The following is a 16,415-nucleotide window of genomic DNA, read 5'->3' on the forward strand; positions in this document are numbered from 1 at the left end:
CTTCCGACTTTCGTTCATGTCCTTCCGTTTATGCTGTGCTGCAGTTCTCTAAATTAACCGGCGCTTAACCATAAGTGCGTTAGCGATAGACACGCGGCACGGTGGCGCATCTGCGTTCCATCCGGTCGGCTTCGCGGAGGAGCCTCGTCTACGCCATGACCCTTCTGGCACGCCTCTTCATCCTGGTCCTGCTTGCGGTGCTTCCGGCGATCGGGATCCAGATCTACAGCGTGCTCGAACAGCGGGCGGAGCGCGAAGCCGATGTCACGCTCCAGGCCGAGCGGCTCCTGCGTCAGGTGGAAAGCGAGCATTTCCGCATCATCGACAGCGCCCGCCTGATGGTCACCGCGGTGACCGAGACGCGGTTCCTGCGCCGGGGCGAGATCGAAAACTGCCAGTCCTATCTGGAACGGCTGGCCGCCCGCTCCGCCGATTACCGGACCCTGTCGATCACCGACGCCGAAGGCCGCATCCTGTGCAGCGCCGACCCGTCGCGCATCGGCGCCTCGCTGGCCGCCCAGCCGCATTTCCGCCGGGCGATAGGCCAGGGGCGCTTTTCCGTCGGCGAATGGACGATCACCCACTCCGGCGACGCCGGCGGTGAATTGCCGGTTGCGGCTCCTTACGCCGATGCCGAAGGCCGGCGGGCCGGGGTGGTCGCGCTGTCGCTGGACGTGTCGCGGCTGGCCGCCATGTTCGCCTCCCGTCCGATGCCGGAGAACACGACCCTGACCGTCGCCGACCGGTCCGGCACCGTCCTGGTGAAGCTGCCGGGCACCCTTGGCCGCGCCGGCGAACGGTTGCCCGACAGCTATCTGACGCTGCTGTCGGAAAGGGAGACCGGCGTGGCCACGCGGCCCGGACTGGACGGCGTGTCGCGCATCCTGGCCTACTCCCCGCCGTCCGCCGGCATCCGCGACCTGTTCATCAGCGTCGGCGTCGACCGTGGCGCCGCCATGGGCGTGGTGGACCGTGCCACCCGCGACGGGCTGCTGATGACCCTGTCCGGCTTCCTGGTCGCCGCCGCCGCCGCCTGGATCGGCGGCACCCTGTTCATCCGCCGCCCGGTCGACGCGCTGGTCTCGGCCGCCCGCGACTGGAGCGAGGGCAAGACCGCCACCCGCGTCAAGCTGTCCGACCGCTCGTCGGAGATCGGTCAGCTCGGCCACGCCTTCGACATGATGGCCGACCGGCTGGAAGCGCGGGAAGCCGCGCTGCGCCAGTCGGAGGGCCATATCCGCGCCGTGCTGGACGCGCTGCCGGCCTTCGTCGGCGTGCTGACGCCGGACGGGGCGGTGGCCCAGGTCAACCGCGTCGCGGCCGATGCCGCCGGGCTGCCGGCCGCGCGCATCGTCGGCCGTCCCTTCGACGAGATCTGCTGGCTGTCCTTCGACGAGGCCGGGCGCGAGCGGCTGCGGCAGGCGCTGGCGCTTGGGGCGGGCGGGCGCTCCTCCCGCTTCGACGCCGGGCTGCGGCTGGCGCCGGGGAGGGAGACGGCATCGCGGGAGACGGCCCAGCGCGAAATGACGGTGGACGTCAACCTGACCCCGATGGTCGACGCCGACGGCCATGTCACCCACCTGATCGCGACGGGCATCGACATCACCGAGCGCAAGCGCACCGAGGAGGCGCTGCGCGTCGCCGAGGAGCGCGTGCGCACCGGCCTGCGCAATTCCGGCGTGGTGGTGTTCAACCAGGACCAGGATTTGCGCTACACCTGGGCACATTCGGAGTGGCTCGGCGTCGCTCCCGACGCGCTGATCGGCCGCACCGACGCCGACCTGTTCGACAATGGCGAGGACGCCGACGGCATGATGGCGCTGAAGCGCCGGGTGATGGAGAGCGGTGTCGGCGCGCGGGAAGAGGTGCGCATCCGCAGCAAGGGCGAGGACCGCTTCTTCGACCTGACCGTCGATCCGCTACGCGACCCGTCCGGCCGGGTGGAGGGCGTCACCTGCGCCGCCGTCGAGGTCACCGACCGCAAGAAGGCCGAGGCCGAGCTGCGCCGCGCGCGGGAGGAGGCCGATCAGGCCAACGAGGGCAAGTCGAAGTTCCTCGCCGCCGCCAGCCACGACCTGCGCCAGCCGGTGCAGTCGCTCTACCTCTTCACCGCGGCGCTGAGCGACCGGCTGCAGGGCAATCCGGCCCTGCCGATCCTCGACAACATCCGCCAGGGGCTGGACACGCTGAAGACCCTGCTGGACGGTCTGCTGGACATGTCGCGGCTGGAATCCGGCAAGATCGTCGCCACCCCGGTCGAGGTGCGGCTGAACCAGTTGCTCGGCCGGCTGGTCGCCGAGTACGGCCCGCGCGCCGCCCAGAAGGGGCTGGAACTGCGCGCCGTGCCGACCCGCGCCTGGGTCCGCACCGATCCGGCCCATCTGGAACGCATCCTGCGCAATCTGGTCGAGAACGCGCTGCGCTACACCACCAAGGGCAAGGTGCTGCTGGGCTGCCGCCGGACGCCGTCCGGCATGCGGGTGGAGGTGTGGGACACCGGCAGCGGCATCCCCGCCGACCGGCTGGAGGACATCTTCGAGGAGTTCACCCAGCTGGGCGAGCGCAGCGAACGCGGCCTCGGCCTCGGTCTGGCGATCGTCAAGCGCCTGTCGCGCCTGCTCGGCCATCCTGTGACGGTGCGCTCGTGGGAGGGCCGGGGCTCGGCCTTCGCGGTCGAGCTGCCGCGGGTGATCCTTGGCGCTCCCAAGGCCAACTCCCGGAGCACGCCGCGTCCGGCCGGCGGCACCGCCGCCGCCGCGGCGACGCTGGCGCGCCACTCCGTCGCCAACGATGCCGCCACCAACGCCGCCGCCAACTCCGCTGCCAACGACCGCGGGCAGGCGATCAGCGCCATCGCCAACGCCTTCGGCGGCGGGCGGAGCGGCGGCGGGGCCGCGAAGGCGGGAGCGGCGACGATTGCCGCCCCGGCGGCCACCGGGGCTACTGCGGCCAAGGGCATGGTGCTGGTGATCGACGACGAGGCGATCATCCTGCTCGGCCTCAAGGCGATCCTGGAAGGCTGGGGCTATGACGTGCTGACCGCGAAGTCGGGCGATCAGGCGCTGGAACGGCTGCGCGCCGACGGCCGCTGCCCGCAGATCGTGCTGGCCGACTACCAGCTCCAGCAGGGGCGCACCGGTCCGGAGGCGGTGAGTGCCGTCCAGACCATGCTGGGCCAGACCATTCCCGGCATCATCCTGACCGGCGACACCAGCACCGAACGCCAGGAGGAGGCCGAGCGCCGCGGTTTCCGCATCCTGCACAAGCCGGTCTTCCCCAACGACCTGCGCCGGATGATGGCGAGCGCCGGGGCGGCGTGAGGGGAGAGCGGAGGTCGGGTCGGGTCAGCCGGCCTCCGCCACGAAGGCGTCGAAGAACAGCCCAGCGGTCTCCTGGTTCGCATGGCGGCGCGACAGCTGGTAGCTGAGTTCGAGGATGTTCGCTTCCGGGACATGGCGCTGTACGAACAGCTTGCGGACCAGCAGCGTCGCAGCCAATTCCTGGATGAGGTGGAAGTGGCTGTTGTCCCAGGCCTCTTCCTTGAAGTGGACGATCTTGAAGCGGCTCAGCCGGAAAGCGAGGCCCCCCGCGATCTTGCCGTGACTGACGCCACGAGACTTGGAACGCCGGGCAAGCATCGCACGGATATCGATTTCCGCTTCCTTCACGGCGAGCGCCAGTTCACGGTCGCTGTATTCGATGTGCTTTTGCGAAAGACCGAAAACGCCGCAGGCCTTCCATAGGAAGCTTACATAATCGGAGAAGATCCTGGACCAGACATCGTTGGAAAAGGAAAACTCCGGTAACGCTGGTTCGCCATCGATCATTCGGTGGGAATCCCCAGCAGCCGCCGATAGGCGTTCACATCCACATCGTCGTCCTTGGGAGCCTTGCTGACCAGCGCGTCAAGCTCTTCGCTCGTCCGGATGCCGTGGTTCAGGCACACTTCGCCGCGGGTTTCGCGATACTTCATCATTCGTTCAATGGATTCCGCAAGCAGTTGCGGGTTGTCCATGACGTCCTGCAGGTTGGGCATAGTGCGATCAACCCATGTTCGACCGCCCAGATGCAGGTCGGAACCGCATCCAGGGCCGGGTTGGTGATGGCCGTTCGGCCGAAATGCGAAGCGACCGGGAATTCCCGATCGCTCTTCACATTTTCTAGTTCGGCACGGCGGCACCCGTCAAGGAAGAAGAGAACAGGCGCCGCCCAACCAAGACTCCGGCCCGCGGGACATTCGCTCACGAATAAAGTGGCGAATGCAGCGCATGCACGATCACTTCGCCAAGTTCCGCAGCACGAAGTTCAGCACGCCGCCGTTCCTGTAATACTCCACCTCGTCCAGCGTATCGATGCGCAGCAGCAGCGGGTAGGTCTCCACCGTGCCGCTGGCGCGGGTCAGGGTCAGGGTGACGTCCTTGCGCGGGCGCAGGTCCTGTTCGATGCCGGCGATGTCGAAGGTCTCCGATCCGTCCAGCTTCAGGTCGGCGCGGGTGACGCCGTCCTTGAACTGCAGGGGAAGGATGCCCATCCCGACGAGATTGGAGCGGTGGATGCGCTCGAAGCTCTCGGCGATCACCGCACGGATGCCCAGCAGGCGGGTGCCCTTCGCCGCCCAGTCGCGGCTCGACCCGGTGCCGTATTCCTTGCCGGCGACCACCACCAGCGGCACGCCTTCGTCGGCGTAGCGCATGGCGGCGGTGTAGATCGGCAGCCGCTCGCCCGACGGGTAATGCTTGGTCTCGCCGCCTTCGACGCCGGGGATCAGTTCGTTGCGGATGCGGATGTTGGCGAAGGTGCCGCGCATCATGACTTCATGGTTGCCGCGGCGGGCGCCGTAGCTGTTGAAGTCCTGCGGACGGACCTGATAGCTCAGCAGATACTCGCCGGCCGGACTGGTCTTCTTGATCGAGCCGGCGGGGGAGATGTGGTCGGTGGTGATCGAATCGCCCAGCACCGCCAGCGCCCGCGCGCCGCGCACGTCCGACACCGGGTCCGGCGTCTTGGTCAGGCCGCTGAAGAAGGGCGGCAGCTTCACATAGGTGGAGCCTTCCTGCCACTGGTAGGTCTGGCCTTCCGCCGTGGCGATGGCCTGCCACTGTTCCGGCCCCTTGAAGACGTCGGAATAGCGGCTGCGGAACATCTCGGCGGTCAGCGAGGCGTCGATGGCGTCCTGCACTTCGCGGTTGCTCGGCCAGATGTCCTTCAGATAGACCGGGCCGTCGGTGCCGGTGCCGATGGGGTCCCTGGTCAGGTCGATGTTCAGGTTGCCGGCCAGCGCATAGGCGACGCACAGCGGCGGCGAGGCCAGATAGTTGGCGCGGGTGTGCGGGTTGACGCGGCCTTCGAAGTTGCGGTTGCCCGACAGCACTGCGCCAACCACGAGGTTGCCCTCTTCCACCGCCGCGGCGATCGGCTCCGGCAGCGGGCCGGAATTGCCGATGCAGGTGGTGCAGCCATAGCCCACGATATTGAAGCCGATGCGGTCCAGATAGGGCTGCAGCCCGGCCTTGGCGAGATAGTCGGTGACCACCTGCGATCCCGGCGCCAGCGAGGTCTTGACCCACGGCTTCTGCTTCAGCCCCTTTTCCACCGCCTTCTTGGCCAGGAGGCCGGCGGCGACCAGCACCGCCGGGTTGGAGGTGTTGGTGCAGGAAGTGATGGCGGCGATGACGACGGCGCCCTGTTCCAGGCTGTAGTCGGTGCCCTTCACCGGAACCGCCTTGTTCGGATCGTCGGCCTTGTAGGCGTCGGTCATGTCCTTGGCGAAGCCCTGGGCGATGCCCGACAGGGCGACGCGGTCCTGCGGGCGCTTTGGCCCGGCCAGCGACGGCTCCACCGTCGCCATGTCCAGTTCGAGCACCTCGGTGAAGACCGGGTCGGGGCTGCCCGGCTCGCGCCACATGCCTTGGGCCTTGGCATAGGCCTCGACCAGCGCCACGCGGTCGGGATCGCGGCCGGTGAAGGTCAGGTAGCGGATGGTCTCGGCATCAATCGGGAAGATGCCGCAGGTCGCGCCATATTCCGGCGCCATGTTGCCGATGGTGGCGCGGTCGGGCAGCGTCATGCTGTCCAACCCCGGCCCGAAGAACTCCACGAACTTGCCGACCACGCCCTTCTTGCGCAGCATCTGGGTGACGGTCAGCACGAGGTCGGTGGCGGTCATGCCCTCCTTCATCCGGCCGGTCAGCTTGAAGCCGACGACCTCGGGGATCAGCATGGAGATCGGCTGGCCCAGCATCGCCGCCTCCGCCTCGATGCCGCCGACGCCCCAGCCCAGCACGGACAGGCCGTTGACCATGGTGGTGTGGCTGTCGGTGCCGACCAGCGTGTCGGGATAGGCCACCGGCTTGCCCGACGGGTCGTTGTCGGTCCACACCACCTGCGACAGGTATTCGGTGTTGACCTGATGGCAGATGCCGGTGCCCGGCGGCACCACGCGGAAATTGTCGAAGGCCTTCTGTCCCCAGCGCAGGAAGGCGTAGCGTTCCAGGTTGCGCTCGAACTCCAGGTCGACGTTCTTCTGGAAAGCGTCGGCGCCGCCGAAATAGTCGACCATCACCGAATGGTCGATGACGAGATCGACTGGCACCAGCGGGTTGATCCTCGTCGGGTCGCCGCCCAGCGACGCCATCGCCTCGCGCATCGCCGCCAGATCGCAGACCGCCGGCACGCCGGTGAAGTCCTGCATCAGCACGCGCGCCGGGCGATAGGCGATTTCACGGTCGGACCGCTTGTCGACCAGCCATTGGGCCACCGCCTTCACGTCGTCGACGGAGACGGTGCGCCCGTCCTCGAACCGCAGCAGGTTTTCCAGCAGCACCTTCATGGAGAACGGCAGCCGCGACAGATCGCCGAGACCCGCCTCCTCGGCGGCCTTCAGGCTGAAATAGTCGTAGCTCTTGCCGCCGGCGGTAAGGGAGCGGCGGGTCTTGAGCGAATCTTGGCCGGTGAAGGTGGTCACGGGAAAGACTCCTTGGCTTCTGTGGCTTTTGGATCCGGCCGTCCGGATCGTGGCTTTTGGTTCGGGCGGGCACCGGGAACGATGCCTGTGAAGATGCTTCTCGTCGGATGGACTGGAAGGCCGCCGGACAGGACGCGCCATACAGCCAAGATGTAGGGCGCAAGGCCGGTCTATCAACGCGCCACATGACCCCCGCCGCAAGACAAAGGAGGCAGTCCTGCCCAGGGGCCGAGACTTGGCGTGCGCTCCGGTATTGGAAACGGTTAGGGCGCGGTGGTCTATACATTACAAAGTTTTAGGCTATCCGGAATTGAATATGCCTTTCAGCGATTTCGTTCCCGGACTAGTCTGCTGCGCGTGAGCTGGTACGGACAGGGGAGGCAGGCGATGCAGGGCAAGGGTGGTCTTTGGGATACGATCCGCACGGTGGCGGTCGCGGGACTGGTCGCCCTCGGCGCCCGTTCGGTGGTGGCGCAGCCCTTCCACGTCCCGTCGGGATCGATGGAGCCGACGCTGGAGGTCGGCGACTTCCTGTTCGCCAGCAAATTCCCCTACGGATACAGCCGCTACTCCTTCCCGCTCGATGCGCTTCCCATCGCCGGGCGGGTGCTGGGCCATGCGCCGGAGCGCGGCGACATCGTGGTGTTCCGCTTGCCGCGCGACCCGGCGCAGACCTATGTGAAGCGGCTGGTCGGGCTGCCGGGCGATGTCGTGCAGATGCGGGGCGGCGTTCTGTATGTGAACGGCCAGCCGGCGGAGCTGGAGCGGGTGGAGGATTTCGTCGAGACGGCGGCCGACGGCGGGCGCCGGACCATCCCGCAATTTGTGGAGCATCTGCCGGGTGGGCCGGCACACCGGGTTCTGCATGCGGCCGGGCGCGATGATCTTGACGACACCCCGCCGCTGCGGGTGCCGGACGGCCATTATTTCATGCTGGGCGACAACCGCAGCAATTCGCTGGACAGCCGGGTGGAGGCGACGGCCGGCGGCGTCGGCTTCGTCCCCGCCGAAAACCTCGTCGGACGGGCCGATCTGCGGCATTTTTCCGTCGATCCTTCGGCATTGGACGAACCGACCCGCTGGCCGGCCGCCCTGCGGCTCGACCGTATCGGGCTGATCCGATGACGGTTGCGGCCTATCACGCCGGCTTCATCGCCACATAGCGGACGAAGCGCAGGCCGCTGCCCAGCACCCGCAGCCGCGCCCACCACAGCGCAAGCTCCCGCTTCAGCGCCGCCAGCACCGGGGCCGGCGGCGGGACGGCGTTCGCCAGCGTATCGGCCAGCCTGCGCACGCGGTCGATGATGTGGCGGCGGTGCAGCTGGGTCAGATCCTCCGAAATGCGGAGGTCGAGGTTGCGCTGGGTCAGCTCGTCGGCCATGCGGGTGGCGGTCCAGGGGTAGACCTCCATCGGCTCCTCCTCCCGCCAGCCGTTCCAGGCGTCCCAGGAACCGGGGGTGCCGTCGATCACGTAATCGAAAAGGGCGATGCCGCCCTTGGGCTTCACGCAGTCGCCGACGCGGTCGAGGAACAGCTCCTTGTCGCGCAGCCGGTGGACGATGCGGTCGGCCATCACGAGGTCAAAGCTGCCGGCCTGGTTGAAATGCTCCGGGTCGTAATGGGCGATCGGCGCCTTCTTCGACAGGCCCAGCGCCTTCGACCGGTCCATCGCCAGCTTCGCCAGCAGCGGCGACGGCTCCAGCCCGGTCACCCAGGTGTCGCAGCTCTCCACCAGCGCGCGGGCGGTGCCGCCGAGGCCGGCCGACAGATCCAGCACGCTCTTGGCCGGGTTCAGCCCGAAGGAGCGGACGGAGTCGACCATCCACGCCGCCTCTTCCGGCCCGGTCATGTCCTGGCCCCACAGAAGCTGCGCCCCTTCGCTGCGCGCCGGCGACCAGACGGGTTCGCCGTGACGGTCGAGCTGCATCAGCGCCAGCCGGTCCAGTTCCGGATTGCCGCCGGCCGTTGCCGGGTCGGACGATGCCGCGGGCAGGGTGGCGGTACCGACCGCATCCACCGGTCCGGGCTGGCGTAGCTCCGCCAAGTTACGCAGGTCAGCCCGGTGCGAGACGCGGGGCAGGCGGGACAGGTCATAACCTTCCCACCAGGCGGCCAAACGGATGCGCCAGTCGGGGTTACGCCACCGCTCCAAATCCTGCGGACTGACCTGCGGAACCACGCATCTGCCCTTTCCAGGTCGTTGGGCGGAACATCAATCCAACCCATTTTGGGTATGACATCGACATTCGAAGCTGTGATTTAGAAGTAGGTGCGACGGATTTGTCTGTCAAGAAACCATTATTTAACGATTTCGACTTTGTTTTTCTCAATTGTTCGAAAATTTTACCGGTTTTTGTCTGTGAGCCTGCTGAGTGCAGGCATTGCGGCAGAGGTGCTGCCTCACTATACTCCGGTCGCAACCGACGAAGGGGGCTTCGCGTGCCGATCGAAACCGGTGAGTCCACCGGCAATCCGTGGACCGTGCTGACCAGCACGACGAAATACGAGAACGCCTGGATGGAGGTGGTCGAACACAAGGTTCTGACCCCGAAAGGCGCCCCGGGCATCTACGGTGTCGTCCACCCCCGCAGCATCGCCACCGGCGTCGTGCCGATCCATGACGACGGGACGGTGACGCTGGTCGGCCAGTACCGCTTCCCGTTGAAGCAATACAGCTGGGAAATCCCCGAAGGCGGCGGGCGCAAGGGGTTGGAGCCGCAGGAATCCGCGGCGCGCGAATTGCGCGAGGAGACCGGCCTGACGGCGCGGCGCTGGATGCCGCTGATGAAGCTGCACCTGTCCAACTGCATCACCGACGAGGTGGCTTATACTTTCGTCGCCTGGAGCCTGGAGCAGGGCGAGTCCGCTCCCGACGAGACCGAGGTTCTGGCGGTGCGCCGCGTGCCTTTCGCCGATGTGATCGACATGGTGCTGGACGGTGCCATCACCGACGCCATGGCGGTCGCCAGCCTGCTGAAGCTGCGGGTTCTGGCGGCGGAAGACGGGCTGCCCGAAGATCTCGCAAGCATTCTGCGCCTGTGACCTGCTTGCTCATCGGACCTCAATGACTGTCGTTTCCGGCCACGCCGTCGCCATCGATTTCGAAACCGCCAACGAGACCCGCACCAGCGCCTGCTCCATCGGCGTCGCCTGGATCGAGGACGGTCGCGTGACCAGGACGGAGGAGCATCTGATCCGCCCGCGCGAACTGCGCTTCAACTCCTTCAACAGTGCGATCCACGGCATCCGGGAAGAGGACGTGGCCGACGCCCCCGAATTCCCGGAGGTGTGGGCGACCTTGCGCGAACGGGTGCAGGGCCGGTTGATCCTGGCCCACAACGCCGCCTTCGACATCAGCGTGCTGCGCCACACCCTGACCGATTACGGTCTGGATTGGCCGGCCTGCGACTATCTCTGCACCGTCGTGATGGCGCGGCGTGCCTGGCCGACGCTGACGGCGCACCGGCTGAACCATCTGGCCGACTTCCTGGGCATCGCGCTGGACCACCACCATGCCGGCAGCGACGCCGAGGCCTGCGGGCGCATCGCGCTGGCCGCCGCGGCGGAAATGGGGCTGCGCGGCTTTGGCGAGATTTCCCGCACCGGGATCAATCCGGGCCGCATCGCCCCCGGCGGCTATTCACCGTGCAAGGGTGGCAAGGCGCCGCCACGGCGTCCGCGCGTCGTGGTGTGACGATTCAGCCGAGGCTTCCCCGCGGCTGGCCCCTGCGCTAGGCTCCCGCTCCACCGTATGAAGGAGCGAACCGCATGCTGTTCATGTTCCATTGCGTCGACAAGGCGGGTGCCGCCGATATCCGCGCCGCCAACCGTGCCGAGCATCTGGCCTATCTGGAGGCCAACGCCGACCGCATCTTCGTCGCCGGCCCGCTGCTGTCGGACGACCAGAGCGGCATGGTCGGCAGCCTGCTGATCGTCGAGTGTGCCGATGCCGCCGCGGCACAGGACTTCGCCTCCGGCGACCCCTATGCCAAGGCCGGCCTGTTCGACAGCGTGACGATCCGGCCCTGGCGCCGCGTCTATCCCAAGGCCTGAGCGGGAGAGCGCCGGCGATGGCCTATTGGCTGGTGAAATCCGAGCCGTTCAAATATTCCTGGGACCGCATGGTCGCCGACGGCCGGACCCATTGGGACGGGGTGCGCAATTACCAGGCGTCCAACAATCTGAAGGCGATGGAGGTGGGCGACCGCGCCTTCTTCTATCACTCCAACGAAGGGCTGGAGATCGTCGGCATCGTCGAGATCGTCCGCACCTATTACCCGGACCCCAGCGACGAGTCCGGCCGCTTCGGCATGGTCGACGTGGCTCCGGTGATGCCGGTGAAGACGCCCGTCACGCTGAAGCAGATCAAGGCCGACCCGCTGCTGCAGTCGATGGCCCTGGTCCGTCAGTCCCGCCTGTCGGTCTGCCCGGTCAGCGATGAGGAATGGGCCCGCGTGTGCGATCTGGCAGGGGTCGGAGTGCCGGCTTGAGGTGACACTTGCCCCCACCCTAACCCTCCCCCGCTGGGCGGGGGAGGGTTAGGGTGGGGGTTAACGGAACCGTCAGATTACTCCGCCGCGTCCTGCATCGCCGCGCGGAAGTCGCTGGTGGCCTGCAGCATGCGCCGGGCGATGTCGGCCATGCCGGCGGCGGAGGTGGCGGTGAGGGGCGCGCCCAGGGCGCGCAGCGTGGCGTCGATGGCCGTCAGGCTGGTGCGGTCGGCCAGACCGGTCAGGCGGCCGGCGGTGTCGCCCGCTTCGGGAAGATCGTCCGCGTTGGTGGTGCTGGCCATTGCGATCCTTGCCGCCGATGATCGTTACCGTGATGCAGCAACTCTATAGCTGTCAGTCGGTTAAGGTCGGGTTAAGCAAGGGATCGTTCGTTAGGGCGCGGACATGGCGCATGCTGCACCGCGGCGCGGCGGATGGTCGCGGCACCCGGTCCCCCCTGTTTCAGGTCCGAACGGCGCCGGAACCTGCGTGCCTTGGTATGCTTGAGGAAGAAACAGTCTCGCGCTGCAAAATCAGCGACACAATCCTCCTTTGGTCGGGGGGCCTGCGGGGGCCGATTTGCTTGTTCGTCCCGCAACTTGTGTGGATAATGCCGCTCAATTCCGGGCGGCGGCCCGCCGCCCTGCAACATCTTCCGGCCAATTCGGAAGCAACGGGGGAATCGCACTCATGACCGACAACAGCTTCTTTCCGGTGAAGCCCGAGATCGCGGCGACCGCCCACGTGAACGCGGAAGCCTATGCCCGCATGTACGAGCAGTCGGTCAAGGACCCCGAGGCGTTCTGGGGCGAGCAGGGCAAGCGGCTCGACTGGATCAAGCCCTACAGCAAGGTGAAGGACGTCAACTTCAACGACGACGTCCACATCCGCTGGTTCCACGACGGCACGCTGAACGTTTCCGCCAACTGCATCGACCGTCACCTGGCGACCCGCGGCGACCAGACCGCGATCCTGTTCGAAGGCGACGACCCCGGCGTTTCCAAGGCCATCACCTATAAGGAACTGCACGAGAAGGTCAGCCGTCTCGCCAACGTCCTGAAGAAGAACGGCGTCAAGAAGGGCGACCGCGTCACCATCTACCTGCCGATGATCCCGGAGGCCGCCTATGCGATGCTGGCCTGCACCCGCATCGGCGCCATCCACTCCATCGTCTTCGGCGGCTTCTCGCCCGACAGCCTGAAGGACCGCATCGTCGACTGCGACAGCCACTTCGTCATCACGTCCGACGAGGGCCTGCGCGGTGGCCGCAAGGTGCCGCTGAAGGCCAACGCCGACAAGGCGGTGGCCGGCGCGCCGATGGTCAAGCATGTGCTGGTCGTCAAGCACACCGGCGGCGACGTCGCCTGGACCGAGGGCCGCGACCTCTGGTACCACGAGGAGATGGACAGCGTCTCCGCCGACTGCCCGCCGGAAGAGATGAGCGCCGAGGATCCGCTGTTCATCCTCTACACCTCCGGGTCGACCGGCAAGCCGAAGGGCGTGCTCCACACCACCGGCGGCTATCTCGTCTATGCGTCGATGACCCACCAGTATGTCTTCGACTACAAGGACGGCGAGGTCTACTGGTGCACGGCCGACGTGGGTTGGGTCACCGGCCACAGCTACATCGTCTATGGTCCGCTCGCCAACGGCGCCACCACGCTGATGTTCGAAGGCGTGCCGACCTATCCGGACGTTTCGCGCTTCTGGCAGGTCATCGACAAGCACAAGGTCAACATCTTCTACACCGCCCCGACCGCCATCCGCTCGCTGATGCGTGAAGGCGAAGGCCCCGTGAAGAAGACCTCGCGCGCCTCGCTCCGCGTCCTGGGTTCGGTCGGCGAGCCGATCAATCCGGAAGCGTGGCTGTGGTACTACAATGTGGTCGGCGACGCCCGCTGCCCGATCGTCGACACCTGGTGGCAGACGGAAACCGGCGGCATCCTGATCACCCCGCTGGTCGGCGCCATCGGCCAGAAGCCTGGTTCGGCGACCAAGCCGTTCTTCGGCGTCCAGCCGGTCGTCGTCGACAACGAAGGCCAGATCCTGGAAGGCGAGACCGAAGGCAACCTCTGCATCGCCGATGCGTGGCCGGGCATGATGCGCACGGTCTACGGCGACCACGAGCGCTTCGTCCAGACCTACTTCTCGACCTTCCCGGGCAAGTACTTCACCGGTGACGGCTGCCGCCGCGACGCCGACGGCTATTACTGGATCACCGGCCGCGTCGACGACGTCATCAACGTGTCCGGCCACCGCATGGGCACCGCCGAGGTCGAAAGCGCCCTGGTCGCCCACCCGAAGGTCGCCGAGGCCGCGGTCGTCGGCTATCCGCACGACCTGAAGGGCCAGGGCATCTATGCCTACGTCACCCTGAACGCCGGCGAGACCCCGACGGAAGAGCTGCGCAAGGAGCTGGTGAACTGGGTCCGCAAGGAGATCGGCCCGATCGCCTCGCCCGACCTGATCCAGTGGGCCCCCGGCCTGCCGAAGACGCGTTCGGGCAAGATCATGCGCCGCATCCTGCGCAAGATCGCCGCGAACGAGTATGACAGCCTGGGCGACACCTCGACGCTGGCCGATCCGGGTGTCGTGACCGACCTGATCGACAACCGCATGAACAACGCCTGAGTGAAAGAGTGGCGCTCCGGATGGGGCGCCTCCCTTTTCCACCGTGACACGCAAGGCCCCGGACCCCATGCCGGGGCCTTCGTCATGTCCGCGCTCAGCCCTCCGGCAGCACCAGCGGGGCGGCGGGGGAGATGGCGAAGGAGGTCGGGGAGGGGTGGCGCTCGGCGATCCGTTTCCGCGCGTCCTCCGCGCTCTCGGCGGCGACGGCATAGGTTCGCACGCCCGTCCAAGGGGCGGTGGCGTCCAGCGCCTCCACCGCGACATACCACAGCGGACCGCCGGAGCGGGCGATGCGGTCGACGCAGTGGAACTCCATCGGCGCCAGTGCGGAATCGGCGGTCACGGCGGACTGCAGGGACAGGATCTCGCCCTCGACCTCCGCCACCTCGCGGCGCAGGCCGGCCAGCATCTCTTCCGCCTCCACCCGGCGGACGGCGGCGAGCTTGGCATAGTTGGCGTAGACGTCCAGCCGTTCCCTCAGGGCGGCCAGCTTCTCCGACTGGCGGCGCGCGCGGATGCCGAGGATCCGTTCGCCCAGCATGCCGACGCCAAGGCTGGTGACCGCCCCCAGCAGCCAGACGATGGTCATGGCGCGACGGCTCCGGCAACTGCCTGTTCGTCCGCACCCTCGCTGGAAACGGTCACGCCCACCCCGTCGTGGAAGATGTTGCGGGTCAGCATCTGGGCGGCGGCGAAATCGCCGGCCCAGACCTGCGCCTCGTTCTCGAAGCGCCAGATGGCGGGATGGACCACCGCCTTGGCATCGGGGCGGGCGGTGAAGCCGGGCGCCATCGCCAGCCGGAACACGAAGCGGTTGCGTCCCGGTTCCGGCCGGCCGATCTCGTGGATGAAGTGGCGCGCGGTGTCGGCGCGCTTGCCGCCGCGGCGGTTGAGGATCAGCTTTTCGGTCGACAGCTCGACAAGCTTCGCCTTCATCGCCCCGATCTCGGCCTGCATGGCCTCAAGCTCGTTGGCCTTGCTTTCCAGTGCATCGCGCTCGGCGGCCAGGGTGGCGCCGCAATGGCGGATCTGCCGGTCGGCCCGCAGGATCAAGGCACGGCGGATGCCCAGGAACAGCAGGGTGGCGCCGATGCAGAACAGCGCCAGCAGCATCTCCGACGTCATAGGCGCCCGCTCCGCAAACCATCCGGCTAGTTGAGGGAGTTGTAGCGCAATCCGCGCGGGTACGCATCACAAGCAAGTGCTTAGCGGCCATGAAAAACGGCGCCCCGAAGGGCGCCGTCATTCCTTGCACCGGCGAAGGTGAGGATCACTTCCGCGCGGCGATGGCGGATTGCGCCGCCTTCACCAGATCGGGGCCGATCTGCTTGGTCCACTTGTCGAAGACCGGCTGGGTGGCGGTCTGGAAGGCCTTCTGCTCCTCCGGCGTCAGGCGCACCACCTCGACGCCCTGGGCGGTGATCTCCTTCAGCAGGCTGTCGTCCTCGGCGGTGATGCCCTTGCGGGAGATCGCGACCTCTTCCGCCGCGGCCTGCACGGCGGCGGCGCGCACCGCCTCCTGGTCTTCCTTCGACCAGCTGGCCCAGACTTCCTTGTTGACGACGAAGATCAGCGGGTCGGCGACATAGCCCCACAGGGTCAGGTTCTTCTGCCCCAGCGTGGCGAGCTTGGCGGCGACGAAGATGGCCAGCGGGTTCTCCTGCCCATCGACGGCGCCGGTGGACAGCGCCGGCTGCGCGTCGGCCCAGCTCATCTGCGTCGGGTTGGCGCCCAGCGCGGTGAAGGTGTCGAGATAGAGCGGCGAGCCGACGACGCGGATCTTCATCCCCTTCAGGTCGGCCGGCGTGCGGATCGGGTGCTTGGAGTTGGAGATCTCGCGGAAGCCGTTCTCGCCCCAGGCCAGCGGCACGACGTCCTTGGTGGCGAGCAGGTCGAACAGCGTCTTGCCCACTTCGCCCTGGGTCAGGGCGTCGAGCGCCTTGTGGTCGGGCATCAGGAAGGGCAGGGAGAAGAGGTTCAGCTCCTTCACCTGCGGCGACCAGTTGATGGTGGAGCCGACCGCCATGTCGATGGTGCCCTGGCGGAGCGCGGTGAATTCCTTGGTCTGGTCGCCGTTCACCAGCGAGGTGCCGGGATACATCTTGATGTTGATGCGGCCGCCGGTCTTTTCCTTGACCAGCTCTGCCCAGCGGTCGCCGCCGACGCCCCAGGGGAAGGGCTTGCCCAGAACGGTGGAAAGCTTGTACTCCGCCTTGTAGTCGGCAGCGTTCGCCGCACCGGCAACCAATGCCGGAACCGTCAGCGCGGCCAGCGCGATGCCGGCGAGCAGAGCCTTCAGCGATTTCATACTTGTTTCCTCCCAAGCGCCC

Annotated in this window: 15 protein-coding genes; 7 read left to right on the forward strand and 8 right to left on the reverse strand. The window is 67.2% G+C overall.

What is annotated here, in order from left to right:
• Nucleotides 1-155: 155 nt before the first annotated feature.
• Nucleotides 156-3,320, forward strand: coding sequence for a PAS domain-containing protein (locus tag FZ938_RS07440; protein WP_149197951.1), 3,165 nt, complete (start codon nt 156-158; stop codon nt 3,318-3,320).
• Nucleotides 3,321-3,344: 24 nt separating this feature from the next.
• Here FZ938_RS07440 and FZ938_RS07445 read toward each other — a convergent pair whose 3' ends face one another.
• The 3 genes from FZ938_RS07445 to acnA form a co-directional block, all read right to left on the reverse strand.
• Nucleotides 3,345-3,827 (reverse strand): hypothetical protein, encoded by a 483-nt coding sequence (locus tag FZ938_RS07445; protein WP_149197952.1) that lies wholly within the window; start codon nt 3,825-3,827, stop codon nt 3,345-3,347.
• Nucleotides 3,824-4,036, reverse strand: coding sequence for a hypothetical protein (locus FZ938_RS07450; protein WP_109156982.1), 213 nt, complete (start codon nt 4,034-4,036; stop codon nt 3,824-3,826). Before FZ938_RS07450 ends, FZ938_RS07445 begins: the two co-directional genes overlap by 4 nt.
• Before the next feature lie 240 nt (nt 4,037-4,276).
• Nucleotides 4,277-6,964, reverse strand: a complete 2,688-nt coding sequence (acnA, locus tag FZ938_RS07455; protein ID WP_149197953.1) for an aconitate hydratase AcnA — start codon at nt 6,962-6,964, stop codon at nt 4,277-4,279.
• Between the two features lie 387 nt (nt 6,965-7,351).
• Between acnA and lepB the strand changes: the two genes are divergently transcribed.
• Nucleotides 7,352-8,089: a signal peptidase I gene (gene lepB / locus FZ938_RS07460; protein WP_149197954.1), complete on the forward strand. Its 738-nt coding sequence runs from the start codon at nt 7,352-7,354 to the stop codon at nt 8,087-8,089.
• Between the two features lie 13 nt (nt 8,090-8,102).
• On the opposite strand, the gene FZ938_RS07465 is transcribed toward lepB, so the two are convergent.
• Nucleotides 8,103-9,143, reverse strand: a complete 1,041-nt coding sequence (locus FZ938_RS07465; protein WP_149197955.1) for an SAM-dependent methyltransferase — start codon at nt 9,141-9,143, stop codon at nt 8,103-8,105.
• Between the two features lie 260 nt (nt 9,144-9,403).
• Between FZ938_RS07465 and FZ938_RS07470 the strand changes: the two genes are divergently transcribed.
• The 4 genes from FZ938_RS07470 (at nt 9,404) to FZ938_RS07485 (ending at nt 11,454) form a co-directional block, all read left to right on the forward strand.
• Complete coding sequence (locus FZ938_RS07470) at nt 9,404-10,006, forward strand: NUDIX domain-containing protein (RefSeq protein WP_149197956.1); 603 nt, start codon at nt 9,404-9,406, stop codon at nt 10,004-10,006.
• A gap of 22 nt (nt 10,007-10,028) precedes the next feature.
• A complete protein-coding gene (locus FZ938_RS07475; RefSeq protein ID WP_149197957.1) occupies nt 10,029-10,658 on the forward strand; it encodes a 3'-5' exonuclease in 630 nt (209 codons plus the stop codon).
• A gap of 74 nt (nt 10,659-10,732) precedes the next feature.
• Entirely contained in the window at nt 10,733-11,017 is a 285-nt protein-coding gene (locus FZ938_RS07480; protein WP_149197958.1) for a YciI family protein, read from the forward strand.
• A gap of 17 nt (nt 11,018-11,034) precedes the next feature.
• Nucleotides 11,035-11,454, forward strand: coding sequence for an EVE domain-containing protein (locus tag FZ938_RS07485; RefSeq protein ID WP_149197959.1), 420 nt, complete (start codon nt 11,035-11,037; stop codon nt 11,452-11,454).
• 77 nt (nt 11,455-11,531) lie between these two features.
• On the opposite strand, the gene FZ938_RS07490 is transcribed toward FZ938_RS07485, so the two are convergent.
• Nucleotides 11,532-11,756: a hypothetical protein gene (locus tag FZ938_RS07490; RefSeq protein WP_149197960.1), complete on the reverse strand. Its 225-nt coding sequence runs from the start codon at nt 11,754-11,756 to the stop codon at nt 11,532-11,534.
• Nucleotides 11,757-12,144: 388 nt separating this feature from the next.
• Between FZ938_RS07490 and acs the strand changes: the two genes are divergently transcribed.
• Entirely contained in the window at nt 12,145-14,085 is a 1,941-nt protein-coding gene (acs, locus tag FZ938_RS07495; protein WP_149197961.1) for an acetate--CoA ligase, read from the forward strand.
• 94 nt (nt 14,086-14,179) lie between these two features.
• Here the strand turns inward: acs and FZ938_RS07500 are convergent, their stop codons facing one another.
• The 3 genes from FZ938_RS07500 to FZ938_RS07510 form a co-directional block, all read right to left on the reverse strand.
• Complete coding sequence (locus tag FZ938_RS07500) at nt 14,180-14,674, reverse strand: hypothetical protein (RefSeq protein ID WP_149197962.1); 495 nt, start codon at nt 14,672-14,674, stop codon at nt 14,180-14,182.
• Nucleotides 14,671-15,210, reverse strand: a complete 540-nt coding sequence (locus FZ938_RS07505) for a hypothetical protein (protein ID WP_149197963.1) — start codon at nt 15,208-15,210, stop codon at nt 14,671-14,673. The genes FZ938_RS07500 and FZ938_RS07505 overlap by 4 nt, the downstream gene beginning before the upstream one ends.
• Before the next feature lie 145 nt (nt 15,211-15,355).
• On the reverse strand, nt 15,356-16,393 hold the full coding sequence (locus tag FZ938_RS07510; protein WP_149197964.1) for a DctP family TRAP transporter solute-binding subunit: 1,038 nt from the start codon (nt 16,391-16,393) through the stop codon (nt 15,356-15,358).
• Nucleotides 16,394-16,415: the final 22 nt, after the last annotated feature.

Source organism: Azospirillum oryzae (assembly GCF_008364795.1).
In the GTDB taxonomy this organism is placed as follows: Bacteria; Pseudomonadota; Alphaproteobacteria; order Azospirillales; family Azospirillaceae; genus Azospirillum; species Azospirillum oryzae.

Excerpts from the sequence above, each read along its gene's own strand:
- FZ938_RS07440 (WP_149197951.1), top strand. The coding sequence starts at position 156 with ATGACCCTTCTGGCACGCCTCTTCATCCTGGTCCTGCTTGCGGTGCTT.
- FZ938_RS07445 (WP_149197952.1), bottom strand. The coding sequence starts at position 3,827 with ATGATCGATGGCGAACCAGCGTTACCGGAGTTTTCCTTTTCCAACGAT.
- FZ938_RS07450 (WP_109156982.1), bottom strand. The coding sequence starts at position 4,036 with ATGCCCAACCTGCAGGACGTCATGGACAACCCGCAACTGCTTGCGGAA.
- lepB (WP_149197954.1), top strand. The coding sequence starts at position 7,352 with ATGCAGGGCAAGGGTGGTCTTTGGGATACGATCCGCACGGTGGCGGTC.
- FZ938_RS07475 (WP_149197957.1), top strand. The coding sequence starts at position 10,029 with ATGACTGTCGTTTCCGGCCACGCCGTCGCCATCGATTTCGAAACCGCC.
- FZ938_RS07480 (WP_149197958.1), top strand. The coding sequence starts at position 10,733 with ATGCTGTTCATGTTCCATTGCGTCGACAAGGCGGGTGCCGCCGATATC.
- FZ938_RS07485 (WP_149197959.1), top strand. The coding sequence starts at position 11,035 with ATGGCCTATTGGCTGGTGAAATCCGAGCCGTTCAAATATTCCTGGGAC.
- FZ938_RS07490 (WP_149197960.1), bottom strand. The coding sequence starts at position 11,756 with ATGGCCAGCACCACCAACGCGGACGATCTTCCCGAAGCGGGCGACACC.
- acs (WP_149197961.1), top strand. The coding sequence starts at position 12,145 with ATGACCGACAACAGCTTCTTTCCGGTGAAGCCCGAGATCGCGGCGACC.
- FZ938_RS07500 (WP_149197962.1), bottom strand. The coding sequence starts at position 14,674 with ATGACCATCGTCTGGCTGCTGGGGGCGGTCACCAGCCTTGGCGTCGGC.
- FZ938_RS07505 (WP_149197963.1), bottom strand. The coding sequence starts at position 15,210 with ATGACGTCGGAGATGCTGCTGGCGCTGTTCTGCATCGGCGCCACCCTG.
- FZ938_RS07510 (WP_149197964.1), bottom strand. The coding sequence starts at position 16,393 with ATGAAATCGCTGAAGGCTCTGCTCGCCGGCATCGCGCTGGCCGCGCTG.